The organism is Tenacibaculum sp. SM2510 (assembly GCF_057002845.1).
In genome coordinates this window covers 365,343-386,460 of record NZ_CP192703.1, presented here as the reverse complement: position 1 = coordinate 386,460, position 21,118 = coordinate 365,343, and the positions used below count along the sequence as shown (strand labels likewise).

General features: G+C 29.7%; 18 protein-coding genes and 2 tRNA genes. 14 read left to right on the top strand and 6 right to left on the bottom strand.

The genetic code is table 11. The features are described 5' to 3' along the window. Positions 1–44: 44 nt before the first annotated feature. Positions 45–1,601 (bottom strand): DEAD/DEAH box helicase, encoded by a 1,557-nt coding sequence (locus ACQ629_RS01670; RefSeq protein WP_483706227.1) that lies wholly within the window; start codon positions 1,599–1,601, stop codon positions 45–47. A gap of 80 nt (positions 1,602–1,681) precedes the next feature. After that, complete coding sequence (ytxJ, locus tag ACQ629_RS01665) at positions 1,682–2,074, bottom strand: bacillithiol system redox-active protein YtxJ (RefSeq protein WP_483706226.1); 393 nt, start codon at positions 2,072–2,074, stop codon at positions 1,682–1,684. A gap of 141 nt (positions 2,075–2,215) precedes the next feature. Here ytxJ and clpB point away from each other — a divergent pair, with 141 nt between their 5' ends. From clpB to ACQ629_RS01630, 7 genes are all read left to right on the top strand, one after another. Next, positions 2,216–4,819 carry an ATP-dependent chaperone ClpB gene (gene clpB, locus ACQ629_RS01660; RefSeq protein WP_483706225.1) on the top strand — a complete coding sequence of 868 codons (2,604 nt, stop codon included), beginning with the start codon at positions 2,216–2,218 and terminating at the stop codon, positions 4,817–4,819. An 89-nt stretch (positions 4,820–4,908) separates the two neighbouring features. After that, positions 4,909–5,421, top strand: a complete 513-nt coding sequence (locus ACQ629_RS01655; RefSeq protein ID WP_483706224.1) for a SixA phosphatase family protein — start codon at positions 4,909–4,911, stop codon at positions 5,419–5,421. Positions 5,422–5,479: 58 nt separating this feature from the next. Then, positions 5,480–5,938, top strand: a complete 459-nt coding sequence (gene smpB, locus ACQ629_RS01650; protein WP_483706223.1) for an SsrA-binding protein SmpB — start codon at positions 5,480–5,482, stop codon at positions 5,936–5,938. Beyond that, on the top strand, positions 5,939–6,835 hold the full coding sequence (locus tag ACQ629_RS01645; RefSeq protein ID WP_483706222.1) for a UbiA prenyltransferase family protein: 897 nt from the start codon (positions 5,939–5,941) through the stop codon (positions 6,833–6,835). Continuing rightward, positions 6,825–7,406 carry a Maf family nucleotide pyrophosphatase gene (locus tag ACQ629_RS01640; protein WP_483706221.1) on the top strand — a complete coding sequence of 194 codons (582 nt, stop codon included), beginning with the start codon at positions 6,825–6,827 and terminating at the stop codon, positions 7,404–7,406. Before ACQ629_RS01645 ends, ACQ629_RS01640 begins: the two co-directional genes overlap by 11 nt. Before the next feature lie 53 nt (positions 7,407–7,459). After that, positions 7,460–8,410 carry a transketolase family protein gene (locus ACQ629_RS01635; RefSeq protein ID WP_483706220.1) on the top strand — a complete coding sequence of 317 codons (951 nt, stop codon included), beginning with the start codon at positions 7,460–7,462 and terminating at the stop codon, positions 8,408–8,410. Between the two features lie 117 nt (positions 8,411–8,527). Further along, positions 8,528–9,142, top strand: a complete 615-nt coding sequence (locus ACQ629_RS01630; RefSeq protein ID WP_483706219.1) for a porin family protein — start codon at positions 8,528–8,530, stop codon at positions 9,140–9,142. 69 nt (positions 9,143–9,211) lie between these two features. Here the strand turns inward: ACQ629_RS01630 and ACQ629_RS01625 are convergent, their stop codons facing one another. Further along, the gene (locus ACQ629_RS01625) at positions 9,212–10,087 is read right to left on the bottom strand and encodes an FKBP-type peptidyl-prolyl cis-trans isomerase (protein WP_483706218.1); all 876 of its coding nucleotides are present in this window, start codon (positions 10,085–10,087) and stop codon (positions 9,212–9,214) included. Between the two features lie 79 nt (positions 10,088–10,166). On the opposite strand from ACQ629_RS01625, the gene ACQ629_RS01620 reads away from it, so the two are divergent. Together ACQ629_RS01620 and ACQ629_RS01615 are read left to right on the top strand one after the other, a co-directional pair. Further along, complete coding sequence (locus ACQ629_RS01620; RefSeq protein WP_483706217.1) at positions 10,167–10,556, top strand: RNA-binding S4 domain-containing protein; 390 nt, start codon at positions 10,167–10,169, stop codon at positions 10,554–10,556. A gap of 26 nt (positions 10,557–10,582) precedes the next feature. Then, entirely contained in the window at positions 10,583–11,086 is a 504-nt protein-coding gene (locus ACQ629_RS01615; protein ID WP_275315561.1) for a phosphoribosyltransferase domain-containing protein, read from the top strand. Here the strand turns inward: ACQ629_RS01615 and ACQ629_RS01610 are convergent. Next, entirely contained in the window at positions 11,078–11,596 is a 519-nt protein-coding gene (locus ACQ629_RS01610) for a shikimate kinase (RefSeq protein ID WP_483706216.1), read from the bottom strand. The two genes, ACQ629_RS01615 and ACQ629_RS01610, sit on opposite strands and share 9 nt — an antisense overlap. 107 nt (positions 11,597–11,703) lie before the next feature. Here ACQ629_RS01610 and ACQ629_RS01605 point away from each other — a divergent pair. The 5 genes from ACQ629_RS01605 to ACQ629_RS01585 all read left to right on the top strand — a co-directional run bounded on the left by ACQ629_RS01605 (position 11,704) and on the right by ACQ629_RS01585 (position 17,483). Continuing rightward, a tRNA-Lys gene (locus tag ACQ629_RS01605) sits at positions 11,704–11,776 on the top strand. Between the two features lie 38 nt (positions 11,777–11,814). Next, positions 11,815–11,898 (top strand) — tRNA-Leu (locus ACQ629_RS01600). A 118-nt stretch (positions 11,899–12,016) separates the two neighbouring features. Further along, positions 12,017–12,808 carry a carboxypeptidase-like regulatory domain-containing protein gene (locus tag ACQ629_RS01595; protein WP_483706215.1) on the top strand — a complete coding sequence of 264 codons (792 nt, stop codon included), beginning with the start codon at positions 12,017–12,019 and terminating at the stop codon, positions 12,806–12,808. Between the two features lie 101 nt (positions 12,809–12,909). Continuing rightward, complete coding sequence (gene purL, locus ACQ629_RS01590; protein ID WP_483706214.1) at positions 12,910–16,605, top strand: phosphoribosylformylglycinamidine synthase; 3,696 nt, start codon at positions 12,910–12,912, stop codon at positions 16,603–16,605. 80 nt (positions 16,606–16,685) lie between these two features. Then, positions 16,686–17,483: a helix-turn-helix domain-containing protein gene (locus ACQ629_RS01585; RefSeq protein WP_483706213.1), complete on the top strand. Its 798-nt coding sequence runs from the start codon at positions 16,686–16,688 to the stop codon at positions 17,481–17,483. Positions 17,484–17,963: 480 nt separating this feature from the next. Here ACQ629_RS01585 and ACQ629_RS01580 read toward each other — a convergent pair whose 3' ends face one another. Together ACQ629_RS01580 and ACQ629_RS01575 are read right to left on the bottom strand one after the other, a co-directional pair. Then, positions 17,964–20,390 carry an ABC transporter permease gene (locus ACQ629_RS01580; RefSeq protein ID WP_483706212.1) on the bottom strand — a complete coding sequence of 809 codons (2,427 nt, stop codon included), beginning with the start codon at positions 20,388–20,390 and terminating at the stop codon, positions 17,964–17,966. A gap of 17 nt (positions 20,391–20,407) precedes the next feature. Continuing rightward, positions 20,408–21,109: an ABC transporter ATP-binding protein gene (locus ACQ629_RS01575; protein ID WP_483706211.1), complete on the bottom strand. Its 702-nt coding sequence runs from the start codon at positions 21,107–21,109 to the stop codon at positions 20,408–20,410. Positions 21,110–21,118 lie beyond the last annotated feature (9 nt).

Below are 21,118 nucleotides of genomic sequence, written 5' to 3'. Positions count from 1 at the left end.
AAAAAAGCCATTTCGTTTGAAATGGCTTTTTTTATATCTGTTTTTTACTCTTCTTCTGGTGGTGGATGACCAAAAATATCTTCATATATTTCATCGAAATTAGAACGTAAATGAGAGTTTAATTTCTTTCTATAATCATCTTGTAACCAGTCAATGAAATTGTGCGTGCTTTTACAAATACATTTAGAGTATCTGTGAATTCTATCATCTATCTCTCCACCTAATTTTTTAGCTAAGATCAAAGCATCAAAAACATCTTCACTGTTTTCTACACAAATTTTTGCATGGTGATCGATTGATTTCTCTAATACTTTTTTAGATGATTGACCAGCCTGTATCGTATCAATATATACTTTTTTAACATCAAAAAATATATCTTCTGATTTAGAAAATTCTTCTCTAACATCAGAAGGCAATTCATATCTAAACTCATTTTCTATATCTTCATCAGATAATAAATTATCTAGATAAAAATTAGGAGCTCTAAACATTTTGTGCCAATCTAAATCAGCTCCCCAAGGTCCAAAACGATGAAAGTTATTACCTAAATCTATTACATTAAAATCATTTTTTCCTTTTAAGATACGAGATCCCCTACCAATCATTTGGTAATAAAGCGTTAATGATTTAGTTGCTCTGTTTAAAATAATCGATTTTACCGTAGGTTCATCAAAACCTGTGGTTAAAATACTTACAGAAGTAATTATTGCATTTGGTGTTTTATGAAACCATTTTAAGATAAAATCACGTTCCTTTTTTGTATTCGTGTTATCTAAATGAGCAATAGGATATCCCGCTTTTTTAAAAGTATCATATACGTGAAGCGATGTGTTAATTCCGTTATTAAAAATTAACGTTTTCGTTCCTTTTGCACGTTCTTCATAAGCTTGTAAAAGCTTCGATAACATATCTGTATTGGTATATAAATCTTCAGAAGATTTTACGGTGTAATCTCCGTTTGCCCCTATTTCTAAAGATGTTAAGCCTACATTATATGAAAAAACATTAGCTCTTGCTAAATATTCTTGTTGTATTAAAGTACCAATACTTTCGCCAGCAATTAAATCATCATAATTGTCTTTCATTGGTAGTTTAATATTCGAACTTAAAGGTGTCGCTGTAACACCTAATACGAATGACTTGTCGAAAAACTTAAATAATTTAGTAAACGAGTTATAGTGAGCTTCATCAATAATAACCAAACCAACATCTGAAATATCTAACATATCGTCATTTAAACGATTGTTTAATGTTTCAACCATTGCAACAAAGCAATCATACTTATCTTGATCTTCTAAATCGGCCTTACTATCAATAATTTTATTACCAACACCAAATTCTCCAAGCATTTTAGCTGTTTGCTTGCATAATTCAATACGGTGTGTCATTATTAACACCTTTTTATTGTAATGCTTTATAAACTGACGTGTAATTTCTGAGAAAATTACAGTCTTACCTCCTCCTGTTGGTAATTGATATAATAAGTGATAATTCTCAGGGGCATTTTCAAAACTTTTAAAAATTTTGAACAATGCTTCTTTTTGATAATCGTATAAACTTTTTCCTTTAGTTTCTTGTATAGTTGTAATATCGTTGCTCAATTTAGTGCTTTTTTGTGCTTTTTTGTAAAAAGCAAAAATACGACGTATTTAAAGAAGTTCTGTTAAAAACAGGAACTATTTTAGAAGTTTCTTAAATCGATTTGAGCAATATCATAATGAGAAGCATGTGCAACGACTACCCCTTTTTTAATAACTAACAACTGAGGAGATTCGTGTAAAATTTGAAACTCATACCCTATTTCGCTAGATATTTCTCGGTACGATAATAAATCTAAATAATAGATTTTAAAATCTTTTAAATGCTCGTCAAAACTACTAACAAATCGCTTAATTACCATACTACTTATACCGCATCTTGTTGAGTGTTTAAAAATAGCTACAGGTTCTTTTTTTGATTGAGACTTAATTTCTTTCAGCTGCTCTATAGATGTTAACGGAATCCATTTAATAAAAGATTCCTGCTTTTGTTCTTTCTCTTCTTTATTTCCAAATATTGTATTTAATATCCCCATTTTTATATTTTTAATATCTGTCGTTACAAACTAAAAAACCTTTCATTCGGTCAAAAAGTCAGCTAAAATTATCTATTTCAGACAAAATGACCTATAAAAGAGTTTCTTTTACTTTGGTACTTATTTTGATTATAACAACGTATGAATGTAAACAATTATACAATAAAATCACAAGAAACCATACAACAAGCGCAACAATTAGCACAAAGTAATGGTAATCAACAAATAGAAAATGAGCATATTTTTAAAGCCTTATTTACGGTTGATGAAAATGTGTTACCATTTATACTAAAGAAACTCAACATTAATATTAATGTTGTTCAACAAATTTTAGAAAAACAGTTAGAAAGCTTTTCTAAGGTTTCGGGAGGTGATTTAATGCTTTCTCGTGAAGCAAATAAAACACTAAATGAAGCAGCTATCATTGCAAAAAAAATGAATGATGAGTATGTTTCTATAGAACATTTAATTTTAGCTATTTTTAAATCTAAAAGTCAAATCTCTCAAGTTTTAAAAGACCAAGGGGCTACCGAAAAGAGTTTAAAAGCAGCTATTGAAGAATTAAGAAACGGAGAAAGAGTTACTTCTCAAAGTGCAGAAGAAACCTATAACTCCTTAAATAAATTTGCAAACAACTTAAATAAATTAGCACAAGACGGTAAACTAGATCCTGTAATTGGCCGTGACGAAGAGATTCGTCGTTTATTACAGATATTATCGCGTAGAACAAAAAATAACCCCATTTTAGTAGGTGAACCAGGAACTGGTAAAACAGCAATTGCCGAAGGTTTAGCACATCGAATTATTCGTGGTGATGTTCCTGAAAATTTAAAAAATAAAATTATTTATTCTTTAGATATGGGAGCCTTAATTGCAGGTGCAAAATTTAAAGGAGAATTTGAAGAACGCTTAAAATCTGTCGTAAAGGAAGTAACAACATCCGAAGGTGACATTGTTTTATTTATTGATGAAATTCACACTTTAGTTGGTGCTGGTGGCGGACAAGGTGCAATGGATGCTGCTAATATTTTAAAACCTGCTTTGGCTCGTGGTGAATTACGTGCAATTGGTGCCACAACCCTAGATGAATATCAAAAATATTTTGAAAAAGACAAAGCATTAGAGCGTCGTTTTCAGAAAGTTATGGTTGATGAACCAGATACAGAAAGCGCTATTTCTATTTTGCGAGGAATTAAAGACAAATACGAAACACACCATAAAGTACGTATTAAAGATGAAGCTATTATTGGTGCTATAGAATTATCTCAACGTTATATTACCAATCGATTCTTACCAGATAAAGCGATTGATTTAATGGATGAAGCTGCTGCGAAATTACGAATGGAAATAAACTCTAAACCAGAGAATTTAGATGTTTTAGACCGTAAAATAATGCAGTTAGAGATTGAAATAGAAGCTATTAAACGCGAAAATGATGAAGTTAAATTAAAATCATTAAATGCTGATGTTGCTAATTTTAAAGAAGAACGCAACGAAATAAATGCGAAATGGCAATCAGAAAAAGCAGTTGTAGATGCTGTTCAGCAATTAAAAACTGATATTGAAAACTATAAATTAGAAGCTGATAAAGCAGAGCGAAATGGAGATTATGGTAAGGTGGCAGAATTGCGTTATGGTAAAATAAAAGAAGCACAAGTATTGCTTGAAACACAACAAGAAATATTAGAAAGTCAAAGTGAAAATGCTTTAATAAAAGAAGAAGTTACTTATGATGATATTGCTGAAGTTGTAGCAAAGTGGACAGGTGTTCCCGTTACTAAAATGCTACAATCAGAGCGAGAGAAACTATTAAAGTTAGAAGATGAGTTACACAAACGTGTTGTTGGACAAGAAGAGGCTATTGAAGCTGTTGCTGATGCGGTTCGTCGCTCTAGAGCAGGGTTACAAAATCCGAATAAACCAATAGGGAGTTTCTTGTTTTTAGGAACTACCGGTGTTGGTAAAACTGAACTTGCAAAAGCATTGGCTAGTTATTTATTTGACGATGAAAATGCTATGACAAGAATAGATATGAGCGAATATCAAGAGCGTCATTCTGTAAGTCGTTTAGTTGGTGCACCTCCTGGTTATGTTGGTTATGATGAAGGTGGTCAGTTAACTGAAGCTGTTCGTAGAAAGCCATATTCTGTTGTTTTATTAGATGAGATTGAAAAAGCACATCCAGATACTTTTAACGTGTTGTTGCAAGTATTAGATGAAGGAAGGTTAACTGACAATAAAGGTCGTGTAGCAGATTTTAAAAACACCATTATTATAATGACTTCTAATATGGGGAGCCATATTATTCAAGAAAAATTTGATAATTTTAAAGGTGATATTTACACCACAATGGAATTAGCAAAAACAGAAGTTTTAGGTTTACTAAAACAAACTGTTCGGCCTGAATTTATCAACAGAATTGATGATATAACTTTGTTTACACCATTATCTAAAGATAATATTATGCAAATTGTAAAAATTCAATTAAATAATGTTAAAAAAATGATCGCACAACAAAACATCACTTTTGATGCAACAGATGAAGCTATTGCCTATTTAGCTGTTAAAGGATATCAGCCTGAATTTGGAGCAAGACCTGTAAAACGGGTAATTCAAAAGGAAGTATTGAATCAATTATCTAAAGAGATTTTAGCAGGAAATGTAACTACAGATAGCATTATTTTATTAGATGCTTTTGATAATGAGCTAGTTTTCAGAAATCAATCTGATTTAATAGAAAATTAGTAATTAGTTTTTTATAGTTGATGATAAGCGGTGTTTGAAAAAACACCGCTTTTTATTTTTAATTATATTCGCACCATAAATAATTTATCATGAAAAAATATCTTTTAATCCTTACTGTTATTCTTAGCTCATTAACATCTTGTGCACTAGAAGAAACCAGCACAACTTATTACTTAATTCGCCATGCAGAAAAAGATAGAACAGATAAGTCTAACAAGAATCCTGATTTGAATGAGAAAGGAAAAGAACGTGCTAAAAAATGGGCTGCATACTTTAAAGATATCAATTTAAATGCAGTGTATTCTACAAAGTATAATAGAACCATGCAAACTGCAAAACCTACAGCAGATAGCAAGAAACTAGATATTATAAATTACGATCCTAGCAATATGTTTTCTAAAGGTTTTGAAAAAGAAACGACAGGAAAAACAGTTTTAATTGTTGGTCATAGTAACACTACTCCACAGTTTGCAAATAAAATTATAAAATCAGAAGTTTATAAATCTATGGATGATAATGACAACGCAAGTTTATTTATAGTTTCATTCAAAAAATCATTCAGAAACAAAACAACATCTATCAAGAAGATAACGGTTGATTAGTCGGTAAAAAACAAACTAATACTTTATATTTGTTATTACAATATATGAACAACAGCTGATGCAGAAAAAGATTAACATACAAAATAAAAAAGCTCGTTTTGAATACGAGATTATAGATAAATATACTGCCGGAATTCAACTTACAGGTACAGAGATAAAGTCGATACGACTTAGTAAAGCTAGAATAACTGAAAGTTTTTGTGAATTTAATGAGCAAGGAGAACTTTTTATTATCAATATGTATATTGAAGAATATTCTTTTGGTAATCACTTCAATCATAAAACAACGAGTGAGCGTCGTTTGTTATTAAACAAAAACGAGTTAAAAAAATTAGAAAGAGAAGTTGAAGCCAAAGGAAATACGATTGTACCTTTAAAACTTTTTATAAATAATAATGGTTGGGCTAAATTAGATATTGCACTAGCTAGAGGTAAAAAGACGCACGATAAGCGTCAGACAATGAAAGATAGAGATAGTAAAAGAGATTTAGCAAGAATTAAAAAAGATTTTAATTAAATGACTGTTTTTAGTGCTGTATTAAATATCATTGAGTGGAAAAGATTATTGTATTTTTCTTTTGTTATTTTTTTAGCTAAATTCTGTTTTTTATTCGGTTTTGGTTATGAAACGAGGTTATCTTTTTTAGATGTAGGCATATTTACAACATTTTGTATCCTTTTATACTGCTCTAACTACTTATTAACCTACTATTACCATAATTCTAATTTAAAAACAAAAAAGTTATATCAAATAAAAACCATTTCATTAATTCTTGTTTTTATAGCTGTTTCTTTAGGACTCTTTTTTTCTTTTAAAATTAATAATCTATATTTTTCTTTTGTTTTTTTTATAATTTCTTCTACAGTATTCTTCTATTCTAAACATTCTAATGAAAATTCATTTACTCGTTACCTAGTAAAATCTTTTACAATTCCGTTAACTATACTTTTTCTTTTATGGTTAGATGAACCTATTGATCTTACAATGAAACAATGGGGTTTATTTTTTGAACTTCAATTTATCATAGTCGCCTATTTACTATTATCCTTTTTAAGTACGTTAATTGAAGAAATTATAACAGGTATAATAAATATAAATAAAGATAATTTAAAAAAACATAAAACATTACCAATTCTTTTAGGCAGAAAAAGAGCAAAAAAAATAGCGTTATTCATATTGTTTACATCTACTTTTTTGATTTTTTTTCTAGCCTTATATTTTATTAGAATAAAATACTTATTCTTTACAATTATCATATCTAATTGGCTTCCTAAAATTTACTTAATATCTGTCTTAACAAAAGCAGCAACAAACAGTGAACTTGAACTCTTTTTAAAAAAAATGAATTTTTTTCACTTTTTTGGTATTCTAGGTATAGTCGTAATAGCTTATTTATATAAACATGTTATCTAAAAAATTAGCAAACTACAATATAATTTTAGCTTCAAATTCACCAAGAAGACAAGAGTTAATAAAAGATTTAAATGTACCTTTTGTAATAAAAACAAAAGAAATAGATGAAATTTATCCTCTTCATTTAAAGGAACATGAAATTACCGATTTTCTTTCTGATTTAAAATCGAAACCTTTTAAAGATGATATATCTGACAAGGATCTTTTAATAACTTCAGACACTATTGTTTGGTCTAATAACAAAGCACTTGGTAAACCTAAAGATTATGCAGAGGCTTTTAAAATGTTAAAAGAACTATCAAGCAATACACATAAAGTTATTACTTCGATATGCATTACCAATAAAAAATTTAAAAAAATAATAAACGATACCACAACTGTTACCTTTAAGCAATTAACAGATGAAGAAATAGCTTATTATATAAATACTTATAAACCTTTTGATAAGGCTGGAGCATACGGAATTCAAGAATGGATTGGTAAAATAGCAATTACTAAAATTGAAGGAAGTTATTTTAATGTAATGGGATTTCCTGTTCATAAACTTTATAAAGAATTATCAAATTTGTAAGTTTACTTTTTTTTAAAAGATTATTTTTGACACCTACAACACAATATATAGTAATGAAAAAATATACATATACCGAAAAAAAAGATACCCGATCTGGGTTTGGTGATGGTTTAACTGAATTAGGAAAAACAAATCCTAATGTAGTTGCACTATGTGCAGACTTAACAGGATCTTTAAAAATGGGAGACTTTAAAGACAATCATCCAGAGCGTTTCTTTCAAATAGGAATTGCTGAAGCTAACATGATAGGAATTGCTGCTGGTTTAACCATCGGAGGTAAAATTCCCTTTACAGGAACTTTCGCAAACTTCTCTACAGGTCGTGTATACGATCAAATTCGTCAATCTGTAGCGTATTCAGATAAAAACGTAAAAATATGTGCATCACATGCCGGTTTAACTTTGGGTGAAGACGGAGCTACACACCAAATTTTAGAAGATATTGGGTTAATGAAAATGCTTCCTGGTATGACCGTTATTAATACCTGTGACTATAGTCAAACTAAAGCAGCAACCCTTGCTATTGCAGATTATGAAGGACCTGTGTATTTACGTTTTGGAAGACCAAAAGTACCCGTTTTTATGACTGATGAGTCTTTTGAAATAGGAAAAGGTATAAAATTAACTGAAGGAAGTGATGTAACAATCGTTGCTACAGGTCATTTAGTTTGGGAAGCATTACAAGCAGCTGAGCAATTAGAACAAAAAGGTATTTCAGCTGAAGTAATAAATATACACACAATTAAACCCTTAGATGAAGATATTATATTAAAATCTATCTCAAAAACTGGATGTATTGTAACAGCGGAAGAACATAATAAATACGGAGGTTTGGGTGAAAGCGTAGCACGGTGCTTAACGACCAACACTCCTACTCCACAAGAATTCGTAGCCGTAAACGATAGTTTTGGTGAATCAGCAACTCCTGATCAATTAATGGAAAAGTATGGTTTAAATGATAAAGCAATAATAGAAGCTGTAAAAAAGGTTATTTCTAGAAAATAATTTTTTTTTACTTATAATATTAAAGCATCATTTATAAAAAAATGATGCTTTTTCTTTTACCTAACCCAATAATTTTTAAATTAATAAGTTTTAATAGTAAATTAAAAATCAATAAATATGAGAAAAGTAATTCTAATAACATTCCTATTTATAGGAATACAACTAACACATAGTCAAATACAAGGGGGAATAAAAGGAGGAATAAATTACAATTCTGATTCATTTTCAAATGTAAAAGACGATGTTTTTGAAGGAGCAGAAAGTAAGGCGGGCTTTCACGCAGGTATGTGGTTGCGCTTTAACCTTCCGTTAACAGGTCTGTACATAAGACCAGAATTAGTGTATACACAGTTAAGTAACAAAGTAATTTACAAGCAAAATACAGGAAGTATTCAAAATAAAACTACCACCTATGAATTTCAAAAAATTGATATTCCTGTTTTAGTTGGTATGAAATTTTTAAAAGTAGCACATGTTTTTGCGGGGCCATCTTTTCAGTATATTTTAGATTCCGATTTTAACATAGATGATTTAAAGCAAGTAAATTCTGATGGATTCTCTGTAGGATTACAATTAGGTGCTGGTATTGAATTAGGTAAATTAGGTTTTGATGTTCGCTGGGAAAGAGCTTTATCTGATACAGAAGCTAAGTTTGCAGATTCTAATGTAGGAGATGTAAATTTTGATACTCGCGTGAACCAAATAATTTTAGGGCTTTCTTATAGATTTTAATTCTAAAATAAGCATAAAAAACCCGAAGCTTTTAAGCTTCGGGTTTTTTATATAATATACTTAAATATTTTATCTAATATCTCTATTTAAATAATCTGGAACCGTTGGTTTTTTAGGGTCACTAAAATCATTCCTAGGGTCTCCATCTCCATTTGCATCTTCATCTTTCGTTAGTTTCCCATCACCATCATCATCTACATCTAAATAATCAGCTCTTCCGTCTCCATCAGTATCATCGTTCCTTGGGTCACCGTCACCATCAATATCCTCATTTATAGAAGAAATATTATCTTGGTCATCATCAGTACCTTCTACGAAATCCCATAATTCAAAAGTAAACATTAAATTTGAATTAGCAGTAATTCCTGGTCTTGCTACATTTCTATAAGCTAAACCTGAAGGGATAAATAAAATCCCTTTACCTCCTTTATCAAAATTTATCTCTTCTCCATCTTGAGTTACATTATTACCACCTTTAAAATGAACAAAACTGTAAGTCCAACCTCGTATAACTCGATTTAAAGATAGCCATATTGTGTTCTTGTCAAAATCATCGCTTAAATTATTATTGTTTAAAATAGTTTGCCCTCTATATTTAACATATACTGAGTCCATTACTGTCGGAAACCCTTTATCTACATTTGGTTCTCCTATATTTTTCACATAATAATATAATGTATAATTAATATCACTTTCTGTAACCTCTTTAGTTACTAATTTAGCATCATCAAACAAAGAAACCTGATTATCATCGATAACCTTAACTGAGTCTATGTCAATGTTATAATAATTATTTTTTAAAAACTTAACCAATGAATCATTATCAATAACAGCTTGTGCTTCGTGATCAAAATTATCAACAAAAGAGTTGTTATTATCGCTTCCACAAGAATATAAAACTGCAGCAACAGCAACAGTGTAAAATAAGTGTTTAAATTTTATCATTTAATTCTGAAATTTTAACCTGCAATTTACCATTTTTATACCTTTGTAAAAAACAAAAAGATATAATTTAACTTTTTATATGAGAATAGATAAATATTTGTGGTGTATCCGCTTTTTTAAAACACGTAGTATCGCTACAGATACATGTAAAAAAGGACATATTAAAATTAATGGAACTAACTTAAAACCGTCTAAAGAGATATTCGGAAATGAAGAAATAACTATTCGTAAAAATCAAATTAATTATAAAATAAAGGTTTTAGACATACCTTCAAGTCGAGTTGGTGCTAAATTGGTTGATTTATACAGAAAAGATTTAACTCCTAAAGAAGAATTTGAGAAAAATGCTTTGTTAAAATATTCTAAAGATTATTATCGTAAAAAAGGTGCTGGAAGACCTACTAAAAAAGACCGTAGAGATATCGATGATTATAGTGTCGATTCTGAAGAAAATGACATTAATTTGTAATATATTTAGCATTTAAAATAAATAGCATGACAGTATCTGATAATATTATACTAGATAATTTAGAAGTTGAACAAAAAATTCGTCGTATTGCTTTTCAAATTTACGAGAGTAATAGCAACGAAAAAGAAATTATAATTGCTGGAATCGTTGATAACGGCTATTTATTTGCTGAAAAAATATATACAATTTTATCAGAAATTTCACCTTTAAAAATTCAGTTGTGTAAGGTTTTTATTGATAAAAAAAATCCTATTAAGGCAATAACAACTTCTTTAACTAAAGATGAGTATAAAAACAAGTCTTTGGTTTTGGTTGACGATGTTTTAAACTCAGGTACCACATTAATATATGCTGTAAAACATTTTTTAGAGGTTCCTTTAAAGCGCTTTAAAACAGCTGTGCTGGTAAATAGAAATCATAAAAAATATCCTGTAAAAGCAGATTTTAAAGGTATTTCACTCTCTACCTCTATTAAAGAGCATGTAGTGGTTGAATTTAATAAAAACAAAACGCTTGTTTATTTAACGTAATAAAGCATTTAATTCTGTAACAATCATATCCGTTTTTTTATCATCTACGGTTACTTTGTAATTTGATTGATTATAAAAATAACTTCTTTCAAATAAGTGTTTCGCTACAAATTCTGCTAACTCATCGTTTTTTAGTCTAGCAACTAAAGGTCTTTGACTTTTCTCCGTTGTTAACCTTGTTGCAATTGTAGTGATACTTGCTTTTAAATAAACAGCAACAGTATTTATAGACTCTTTTATAACATCCATATTACCTGCATAACAAGGTGTACCACCACCTACTGCTATAATAACATCACTTTTCAACATTAAAATCTCTTTTAAATATAGGTGCTCTTGTTTTCTGAAGTAGATTTCACCTTTTGTACTAAAGATTTCTGATACTGATAACTTCTCTTTTTCTTCTATATAATTATCCAAATCAATAAAAGAAAAGTTCTTTTTTTCTGCCAATAATCTACCAATTGTAGATTTACCACTCGTCATATACCCTACTAATACTATTTTCATAAACTAATAATTAAGCTGTTACAAATATCCGTAAAAAATATCATAAAAAAGTTTTTTAGATTTAAAGAACAGTTGTATATTTGCAACCGCTTTCGGAAGGAAGCAATGACCTGGTAGCTCAGTTGGTAGAGCATCTCCCTTTTAAGGAGAGGGTCCTGGGTTCGAGCCCCAGCCCGGTCACAAAAAAGTTAAGCATCTGCTTAACTTTTTTAGTTTACGCACGTATGGCGGAATTGGTAGACGCGCAGGCTTGAGGGGCTTGTGTCCGTAAGGATGTGCGGGTTCGACTCCCGCTATGTGCACACTCAAAACTATAAATATTTTAAAATATTTATAGTTTTTCTTTTTATATGAAGTTTGTGGTATTCATTTCACAATTAATTAACTAGTTTTCATATCAATAATTCTTATTATTGCATCATGCAAAAAATATACTTATTTCTTTCAGTACTAATACTTGTATCAAGCATTAGTTACTCTCAAAGTCAAAAATTAAAAGGTCAAGTTATTGACGCTGATACTCAAAAACCATTAAGTGCTGCACATATTTTAAATTTAAACGCTGTTACTGGTACAATTACAAACGAAAAAGGAATTTTCGAATTAACATCAAAAGCAAACGATACTGTTTTAGTTTCGTTCATTGGGTTTTCTTCTATAAAATTAAAAGTAACAAATGATCTTTTAAAAGGAAATGAAGTTGTCATTTCATTAAGAGAGAAACCTGAAGAAGTTAAAGAAGTTGTAATTAAATCGACAGAACTTATAGGTGTTTTAGAAGTTGATGTTAAACAAGTTCCAAAAGATCGTTTTACCAGAATTCATATTAACGGATTACCACAAACTTATGAAATTGGTAAGCCGCAAAAAATATCATCTCCGATAGCTAAATTATTAAATCCTGTTGACTTGGTTTACAATCTTTTCGGAAAAAAACCAAAGCAACTTAAAAAGCTTAAGAAGTTAAAAAAAGAAGACGATTTACGTAAAATGCTTGCCGGTAAGTTTGATAGAGAAGTAATGATGGAATATCTAGAAATGGATAGACAGGAATTAAACAAGTTACTTACAGATTGTAATTATTCTGAATATTTCATAAAAAAAGCAAGTGATCTTCAAATGATTGAAGCTGTGCTAAATTGTTACGAAAATTACAAGACACAAAAGAAAGGTAAAATAGAAATAAACAGAATACCTGAAAATAGAAATTAAATAAAAAAAGCAGCAAGAAATTGCTGCTTTTTTTATGCTTTTATTTCATTCTAAATAAGTAAATTTACAGCTTTAACAACATACACAAATACGACAATACAATGATTCATTTCTTTGGAAACGTTAACAGTAAAATATTTGCTGTTCAAACAACAAAAGAATTATCTACCGAAACTATTTCAAAACTTACCTGGTTATTTGGCAACCAACCTAAAATAAATACGACGTCTCTCGACGTCTTTTTTGTTGGTCCACGTGCCGCTATGATTACACCTTGGAGTACCAATGCTGTAGAAATAACACAAAATATGGGTATTTCTGATATTATCAGAATAGAAGAATTTGAAGTGGTTTCAGAAGGTTTTTCTGATTTCGACCCAATGATTTCTCAAAAATATAACGGTTTAAATCAAGATATTTTTACGATTGATATTCAACCTGAACCTATTTTAAATATAGAGGACATTGCTGCTTATAATCAACAAGAAGGTTTAGCTTTAAGTTCTGAAGAGATTGAATATTTAGAAAATTTAGCTACTAAAATAGGGCGAAAATTAACAGATTCTGAAGTTTTTGGTTTTAGCCAAGTAAACTCAGAGCACTGTCGTCATAAAATATTTAACGGAACTTTTGTTATAGATGGCGAAGAGATGCCTACTTCCCTATTCAAATTAATAAAAGAAACATCTAAACAATTTCCTAACGATATTGTTTCGGCATATAAAGATAATGTTGCTTTTGTAAAAGGACCGCGTGTAGAGCAATTTGCTCCGAAAACAGCAGACAAACCAGATTTTTACGAAAAAAAAGAATTTGATTCTGTAATTTCAATAAAAGCAGAAACTCATAATTTCCCAACAACAGTTGAGCCTTTTAATGGTGCTGCAACAGGTTCTGGAGGAGAAATTAGAGATAGACTTGCTGGCGGAAAAGGTTCTTTACCTTTAGCGGGTACGGCAGTTTATATGACTTCTTATTCTAGACTGGAAGAAAACAGATATTGGGAAAATAAATTTAAAGCTAGAGATTGGTTGTACCAAACTCCGATGGATATTTTAATAAAAGCATCTAATGGAGCATCTGATTTTGGAAACAAGTTCGGACAACCATTAATTACGGGTTCTGTTTTAACTTTCGAGCATGAAGAAAATGCTGCTTCTAGCGATGCAAAACCTAGAAAATTAGGTTTTGATAAAGTGATTATGCAAGCTGGTGGAATTGGCTACGGAAAAGCAGATCAGGCATTAAAAGATACGCCACAAGAAGGCGATAAAATTGTAATTCTTGGTGGTGAAAATTATCGAATTGGTATGGGAGGCGCTGCGGTTTCATCTGCAGATACAGGAGAATTTGCTAGTGGAATCGAATTAAACGCAGTACAGCGTTCTAATCCAGAAATGCAAAAACGTGCAGCAAATGCTGTTCGTGGAATGGTAGAAAGTGAAGAGAATTTTATTGTTTCTATTCATGATCATGGTGCTGGTGGACATTTAAATTGTTTATCAGAATTAGTAGAAGATACAGGTGGTAAAATCAATCTAGATAAATTACCTGTTGGAGATCCTACTTTATCAGCAAAAGAAATTATAGGAAACGAATCTCAAGAACGTATGGGATTAGTAATTGCCGAAAAACATATAGATACTTTACAGAAAATTGCAGAGCGTGAGCGTTCTCCAATATATACTGTTGGAGAAGTTACAGGAAACGATCGTTTTACTTTTGAGTCTGAAACTACTGGTGAAAAACCAATGGATTTAGCTTTAGAAGATATGTTTGGTTCTTCTCCTAAAACTGTTTTGACCGATAAAACAATTGTAAGAAATTACAAGAACTCAAGATATAAAACTAAAAATTTACAAATCTATTTAGAACAAGTTTTACAGCTTGAGGCTGTAGCTTGTAAAGATTGGTTAACCAACAAAGTAGATCGTTGTGTTGGTGGTAAAGTTGCCAAACAACAATGTGTTGGTCCGTTACAAATTCCGTTAAATAATGTAGGTGTTATGGCACTAGATTATAAGGGGAAAGAAGGCGTTGCTACTTCTATTGGCCACTCGCCTATTTCTGGTTTAATTCACCCAGAAGCAGGAAGTAGAAACTCTATTACCGAATCTTTAACCAACCTTATTTGGGCACCTTTAAAAGATAATTTAGCTTCGGTTTCTTTATCAGCAAATTGGATGTGGCCTTGTAAAAATGAAGGTGAAGATGCTCGTTTATACAAAGCCGTTAAAGCTATTTCAGAGTTTTCTATTGATTTAGGAATCAATGTTCCGACAGGGAAAGATTCTTTATCAATGAAACAGAAGTATAAAGACGGAGAAGTAATTTCTCCAGGAACTGTTATTATTTCTGCTGCCGGTAACTGTAGTGAAATAACTAAAGTTGTTGAGCCTCTTTTAAAAGTTGATGGCGGAAATATTTATTATATCAATATTTCTCAAGATGAATTTAAATTAGGAGGAAGTTCTTTTAACCAAGTTTTAAACACCATTGGTAATGAAGCTCCGGATGTAAAAAATTCAGCTTTTGTAAAAAACACTTTTAATACGATTCAAGATTTAATTAAAGCTGATAAAATTTCTGCAGGGCACGATGTTGCTTCTGGTGGATTGATTACAACTTTATTAGAAATGTGTTTTGCTGATGTTAATTTGGGTGCCGATTTTAATATTTTTGCTTTAAATGAAGAAGATTCTATTAAAGTATTATTCTCTGAAAATAGCGGAATTGTTTTTCAAGCTGATGCTTCAGTAGAATCTATTTTATCAGAAAATAATATTGAATTCTTTACTATTGGAACGGCAAATAATTCAGGAAAAGTAACGATTAAAAACAACGAAGACAGCTTCTCTTTTGATGTTACTGAAATGAGAGATGTTTGGTATAAAACATCTTATTTATTAGATAAAAGGCAAACGGCTAATGGTTTAGCGAAAAACCGTTTTGACAACTACAAAAAGCAACCTTTACAATACACCTTCCCTACTCACTTTACAGGTAAATTGGCAGACGTTATTGCGAGTAAAACGAAGCAATCTTCTCGTCCAAAAGCGGCAATTATTCGTGAAAAAGGATCTAATTCTGAGCGAGAAATGGCAAATGCTATGTATTTAGCTGGTTTTGATGTAAAAGATGTACATATGACCGATTTAATTTCGGGGCGTGAAACGTTAGAAGATATTCAGTTTATTGGAGCTGTTGGTGGTTTTTCTAATTCTGATGTTTTAGGTTCTGCTAAAGGTTGGGCTGGTGCTTTTAAATACAACGAAAAAGCAAAAACTGCTTTAAAGAATTTCTTTAAACGTGAAGATACTTTATCTGTAGGGATATGTAACGGAGCTCAATTATGGATGGAGTTAGATCTAATAAATCCAGATCATAAAGTACATGGTAAATTAGTACATAACGATTCTAAAAAGCACGAAAGTTCTTTTACATCTGTTAAAATTCAAGAAAACAATTCAGTGATGTTATCATCTTTAGCAGGAACTGAATTAGGAGTTTGGATTTCTCATGGTGAAGGAAAATTTAACTTACCTGAAGCAGAAGAGAATTATAATATTGTAGCTAAATATGGATATGAAGGCTACCCTAATAATCCTAATGGATCTGATTTTAATACAGCAATGTTATCTGATAAATCAGGAAGACATTTAGTAACAATGCCTCATATTGAACGTTCTACTTTTCAGTGGAACTGGGCTAATTATCCAGAAAACAGAGAAGATGAAGTCTCACCTTGGTTAGAAGCTTTTGTGAATGCACGAAAATGGATTGTAAGTTCTAAATAATTATTTTTTTAAAAATAAAACAACTAAAAGGTGTTTACTTAAATGTAAGCACCTTTTTTTATATATTTATCAAAAAAAGCATGGAGTATTTATTTTTTGATAAAAAGGATAAAAGAGGATTAGTGAATAATATGTTTAGTATTTCTTTTGCAACACCATCATTTAAATCTATAATTATACCTACAGGTTTTCCTGCTCTTGCTTATATTTCGGGAGAGAAACAAACAATTACGCATAACGGTAAACATACTGATATAGATAAAACAGTTATAGTGGGGCAATATGATTCTATATACAATTTTTCAGTAAGTTTAAAAGGATACAATATTGGTATTAACCTTCATCCAACAGCTTTGTATAAAATACTAGGCACAGACGTATCTTTACTTACTAATAAACACACTCAATTACAAGATTTAAATAAAAAACTGTGTGATCAACTTGATCCTTTATTTATAAAAAACAATATTGAAAAACTAAGTAATGATTTTATAAAAATTATTGATAATTTAGATTTGTATATTGATAAAGCAGTTAAAAAAATAGATGTAGCTATTACATATATATTAGAAAAAGAAGGAATGTTACAAGTGGTAGATTTGTTAAAAATAATTTCACTTTCACAAAAATCTCTAGAAACAAAATTCAAAAAAATTATAGGTCTCACTCCTGGAAAATACATAAGATTAACACGTTTTATAAAATTGATGCGGGAGTATGAAAGTAAAAATATTGATATAAATGACCTTATTTATATGTATAATTATTATGATCATTCACACTTTACTAAAGATTTTAAATTATTCATGTCAGAATCGCCTAAAGAGTATTTTAAAAAAGAATACCCATTAATAAAAGCATATTCAAAATACTTATAAATGCGATTATTTACAATATATACTATAAATTTATCATTAAATTTATGCTATACACACAAGCTTTATATATTTTGGGGGAAATATATAAGGCTAGAAAAAAGGGCTAAATTAATTTAGCCCTTTTTTTGTTGATTATTTACAAAAACAAACCCTTTGTAACAAATGTTACAAAGGGTTTGTTTTATAAATTGTATATTCATAATATTATTAATAATAATTTTGAAGGGTTAGATTAATAAGTTTAGATAAAAGTTAGAAGACATATTAAAAACATGTCTTCTTCTTTTTTTAGATTTTAAATTATCTGCTATAATTTACTAGTACTATAAGCCTTTTTTTACTAACAACTTCTTTTTTTATTACGGTAGCTGTATCTATATTAACAGAATCAATAGTTACTTCTGATTCCTCATATCTTATCTAAATTTTTATACCTATTAATGAAATTTTTAAAAGAAGTTATAATTTACAATTATAATGTTATTCGAATTTTAAATATTTAATTAAATCAATTTTAGTTGCCTTGTATGCTTTAAAACCAACCACAGAGAATACTAATATAATTAAAATAATTGGTGTTAAAATATATGGCAGTATTGGCATATCTATTCTATATGCAAAATTTTGCAACCAATTTTGTATAAAATAATACGCGATAGGAATTAATATTACAGAAGAAATTAGTACAATTTTTAAGAAATTTTTTAGCAACTGAAACATTATTTCTTTTACAGATGCACCTAATGTTTTTCGAATAGCAACTTCTTTTAATCTTTGTTGAATTGTTAATGTTGCCAAAGCAAATAAACCTAGTAAAGAAATTAAAATAACTAAAATAGAAAGCACTAAAAACATTTTTTGCTGCTTTTTGTATTTATCATAGGTTTTAGCAAATTTCTTATCTAAAAACTCATACGAAAACGGGTATTTGGCATCTACATTCATCTTCCAAAATTTTTCAATTTCTGTTATTGTTTTATCTATATTATTTGCTTTTATTTTAAATTGAATTGCAGGAATCCATCTATGTGTAAAATCAAATCGATCCCAAAGAACAAAAAACATTGGCGCAATTTCTTTATCAAAACCATCAAAGTGATAATCTTTTACCATACCAATTACTTCAAAATTATTAGTAGAATCATCATCACTTAACCAGCCTAAAGTTAATTTTTCTCCTAAAGGCTTATTGTAAATACCTAACTCTTTTGCAGCTGTTTCGTTTATAATAATTTTGTTAATACTGTCAGATGTAATTTCTTTAGAAAAACCTCTACCTTCTACTAATTTAATTTTTGCAAAGTCTAAATAATTGTAAGCCACTAAATTTGATGCTGAATTATAACTTTTATCATTTATAGGATGCCTTAATGAAGTACCGCTTACCCATCCATCTCCAGGCACAAACATACTTGTTGTAACATCTATAATATTTTCATTTTTTGATAAAACTTCTTGGGTTAGTTTATACTTTTTATACTTATCTGGCATACTATAAACATTTACAGATAAGACTTGTTCTTTATCAAAACCAAGATCTTTTTGCATCATATAATTAATTTGACCTCCAACAATTAGCATACTAATAATAAAAAAACCTGATATTAAAAACTGAAGACCAAGCATTATATTTCTTGCTAAATTCCCTTTTTTGCTTTTTGAAATACTTCCTTTTAAAACTTCGATTGCCTTAAAATTCGATAAATAGATTGCAGGAATACTTCCAACAAAAAATGAAATTAAAAGAGCAGTTACAAATAATGTTATTAAGGAGTTTGTATGTAAAATTGAAATCTCTTTTTCTACAAATTCATTAAAAAATGGCAATGCTAATTCAACAATTATTAAAGCACAAATAAACGAGATCAAGCCTTGAAAAACAATTTCAAATACATATTGAAATAATAATTGTTTTTTTAATAAACCCAATGTTTTCTTCACTCCAACTTCTTTTGATCTTTGACTTCCAGAAGCGATAGATAAATTGATAAAGTTTACACAAGAGATTACAATTAACAAAATAGACAGTCCCAATAATACCATTAATAATTGGTAATTTCCTGTTCCGCTAGGGCCAGCTCTTTTTGCAGTATTGTGCAAATACAAGGTATCTAATTTATCTAAAAGTACTGTTGGAAAACCATAACGCTTCTCAAATTCTGCTATGGTAAGTCCATCTTCTTCTATATCTTCTTTATAAGCTTTATCAATTATAATGGCATCCATTTTTTGTTTTAAAGCCACTAAATCTGTTCCTTCTGTTATTCTACAGAACATTTCGTTGTTATGATTACCCCAATGCACCTCAAAATCTTCACTAAATTGCATTAACAAATCTGGTTCTTGGTGTGAGTTTTTAGGAATATTATAAACACAAGCAACTATGTAATTATCTCCATCTATTTTAACAGTGTTTCCAACAGCTTTTTCTCCTTTAAAAATGCGTTCTGCATATGCTGCTGAAATGGCAATATTATTTCTTGTTTCCGCAAATTTTTGAGTTGAACCTTCTAAAATTTCAAAAGGAAAAAAATTAAAAAACTGAGGTTCAGTAGAGATCGTTTTGTCGTTAAACTCAAAGCCATCTTTGTATTGTACAACTTTACTTCTATAAAAAGGATTTACCATTAAAGCCTCAGTTACTTCTGGCAAGTCTTTTGGATAGGTTAAATACATTCCTGCATTTGCCGTAAACCAAACTTCACCAGATGTTGGGCGATTAAGGTTTACCCTGTAAACTTCATCTTTATTAGGATTCCATTGATTATAACTCTTTTCTTCATTTAAATACAATAAAACGATTAGCAAACCAGCCAAACCAAGTGTTAATCCACTTATATTAATAAGTGTGTTTAACCCGTTTTTTTGCTGATTTCTAAAAAATATTTTAAACCAAATTTGTAACATAAATTTTATTTTTAAAATTAGTTGATTAAAACATCTACTTTATGAATATTGTCGTTTTGAGAAATAACCTCTCCATCCTTTAAAGTAATTATTCTTGATGAAAACTGTGCATCATAAGATGAGTGTGTAACCATAACAATTGTAGCTCCTGAAGTATGCAATTCAGTTAATAATTCCATTACATCATTACCGCTTTTACTATCTAAATTACCTGTTGGTTCATCGGCTAAAATTAATTTAGGGTTCGTAACTAAAGCTCTAGCTACCGCTACTCTTTGTTGCTGACCACCAGATAATTGTAAAGGAAAATGTTTTACTCTATGAGCAATACCAATTCGTTCTAAAATTTCTGTAACTCTAACTTTTCTTTCTGATGCTTTTACCTTATTATAAATTAAAGGAAGTTCTACATTTTCATATACCGTTAACTCATCAATTAGATTAAAATTCTGAAAAACAAAACCAATATTAGATTTTCTTAAACCAGCACGTTCTTTTTCATTAAACTTTGCCACTTCTGTTTCATCAAATAAGTAGCTCCCTTCATTTGAAGCATCTAACAAACCAATAATGTTTAATAAAGTTGATTTACCACAACCCGATGCTCCCATAATTGAAACAAATTCTCCTTTTTTAACTTCTAAACTCAACTTGTTTAAAGCTGTTGTTTCTACTTCTTCTGTTCTATATGCCTTTACTAAATCTGTTATTTTTATCATTATAATATG

Coding starts and splice junctions, on each gene's coding strand:
- ACQ629_RS01575 (WP_483706211.1), bottom strand. CDS start 21,109: ATGATAAAAATAACAGATTTAGTAAAGGCATATAGAACAGAAGAAGTA.
- ACQ629_RS01655 (WP_483706224.1), top strand. CDS start 4,909: ATGAAAAAATATCTTTTAATCCTTACTGTTATTCTTAGCTCATTAACA.
- ACQ629_RS01580 (WP_483706212.1), bottom strand. CDS start 20,390: ATGTTACAAATTTGGTTTAAAATATTTTTTAGAAATCAGCAAAAAAAC.
- smpB (WP_483706223.1), top strand. CDS start 5,480: ATGCAGAAAAAGATTAACATACAAAATAAAAAAGCTCGTTTTGAATAC.
- ACQ629_RS01630 (WP_483706219.1), top strand. CDS start 8,528: ATGAGAAAAGTAATTCTAATAACATTCCTATTTATAGGAATACAACTA.
- ACQ629_RS01635 (WP_483706220.1), top strand. CDS start 7,460: ATGAAAAAATATACATATACCGAAAAAAAAGATACCCGATCTGGGTTT.
- ACQ629_RS01620 (WP_483706217.1), top strand. CDS start 10,167: ATGAGAATAGATAAATATTTGTGGTGTATCCGCTTTTTTAAAACACGT.
- ACQ629_RS01610 (WP_483706216.1), bottom strand. CDS start 11,596: ATGAAAATAGTATTAGTAGGGTATATGACGAGTGGTAAATCTACAATT.
- ACQ629_RS01595 (WP_483706215.1), top strand. CDS start 12,017: ATGCAAAAAATATACTTATTTCTTTCAGTACTAATACTTGTATCAAGC.
- clpB (WP_483706225.1), top strand. CDS start 2,216: ATGAATGTAAACAATTATACAATAAAATCACAAGAAACCATACAACAA.
- ACQ629_RS01625 (WP_483706218.1), bottom strand. CDS start 10,087: ATGATAAAATTTAAACACTTATTTTACACTGTTGCTGTTGCTGCAGTT.
- ACQ629_RS01585 (WP_483706213.1), top strand. CDS start 16,686: ATGGAGTATTTATTTTTTGATAAAAAGGATAAAAGAGGATTAGTGAAT.
- ACQ629_RS01645 (WP_483706222.1), top strand. CDS start 5,939: ATGACTGTTTTTAGTGCTGTATTAAATATCATTGAGTGGAAAAGATTA.
- ACQ629_RS01640 (WP_483706221.1), top strand. CDS start 6,825: ATGTTATCTAAAAAATTAGCAAACTACAATATAATTTTAGCTTCAAAT.
- ACQ629_RS01615 (WP_275315561.1), top strand. CDS start 10,583: ATGACAGTATCTGATAATATTATACTAGATAATTTAGAAGTTGAACAA.
- ytxJ (WP_483706226.1), bottom strand. CDS start 2,074: ATGGGGATATTAAATACAATATTTGGAAATAAAGAAGAGAAAGAACAA.
- purL (WP_483706214.1), top strand. CDS start 12,910: ATGATTCATTTCTTTGGAAACGTTAACAGTAAAATATTTGCTGTTCAA.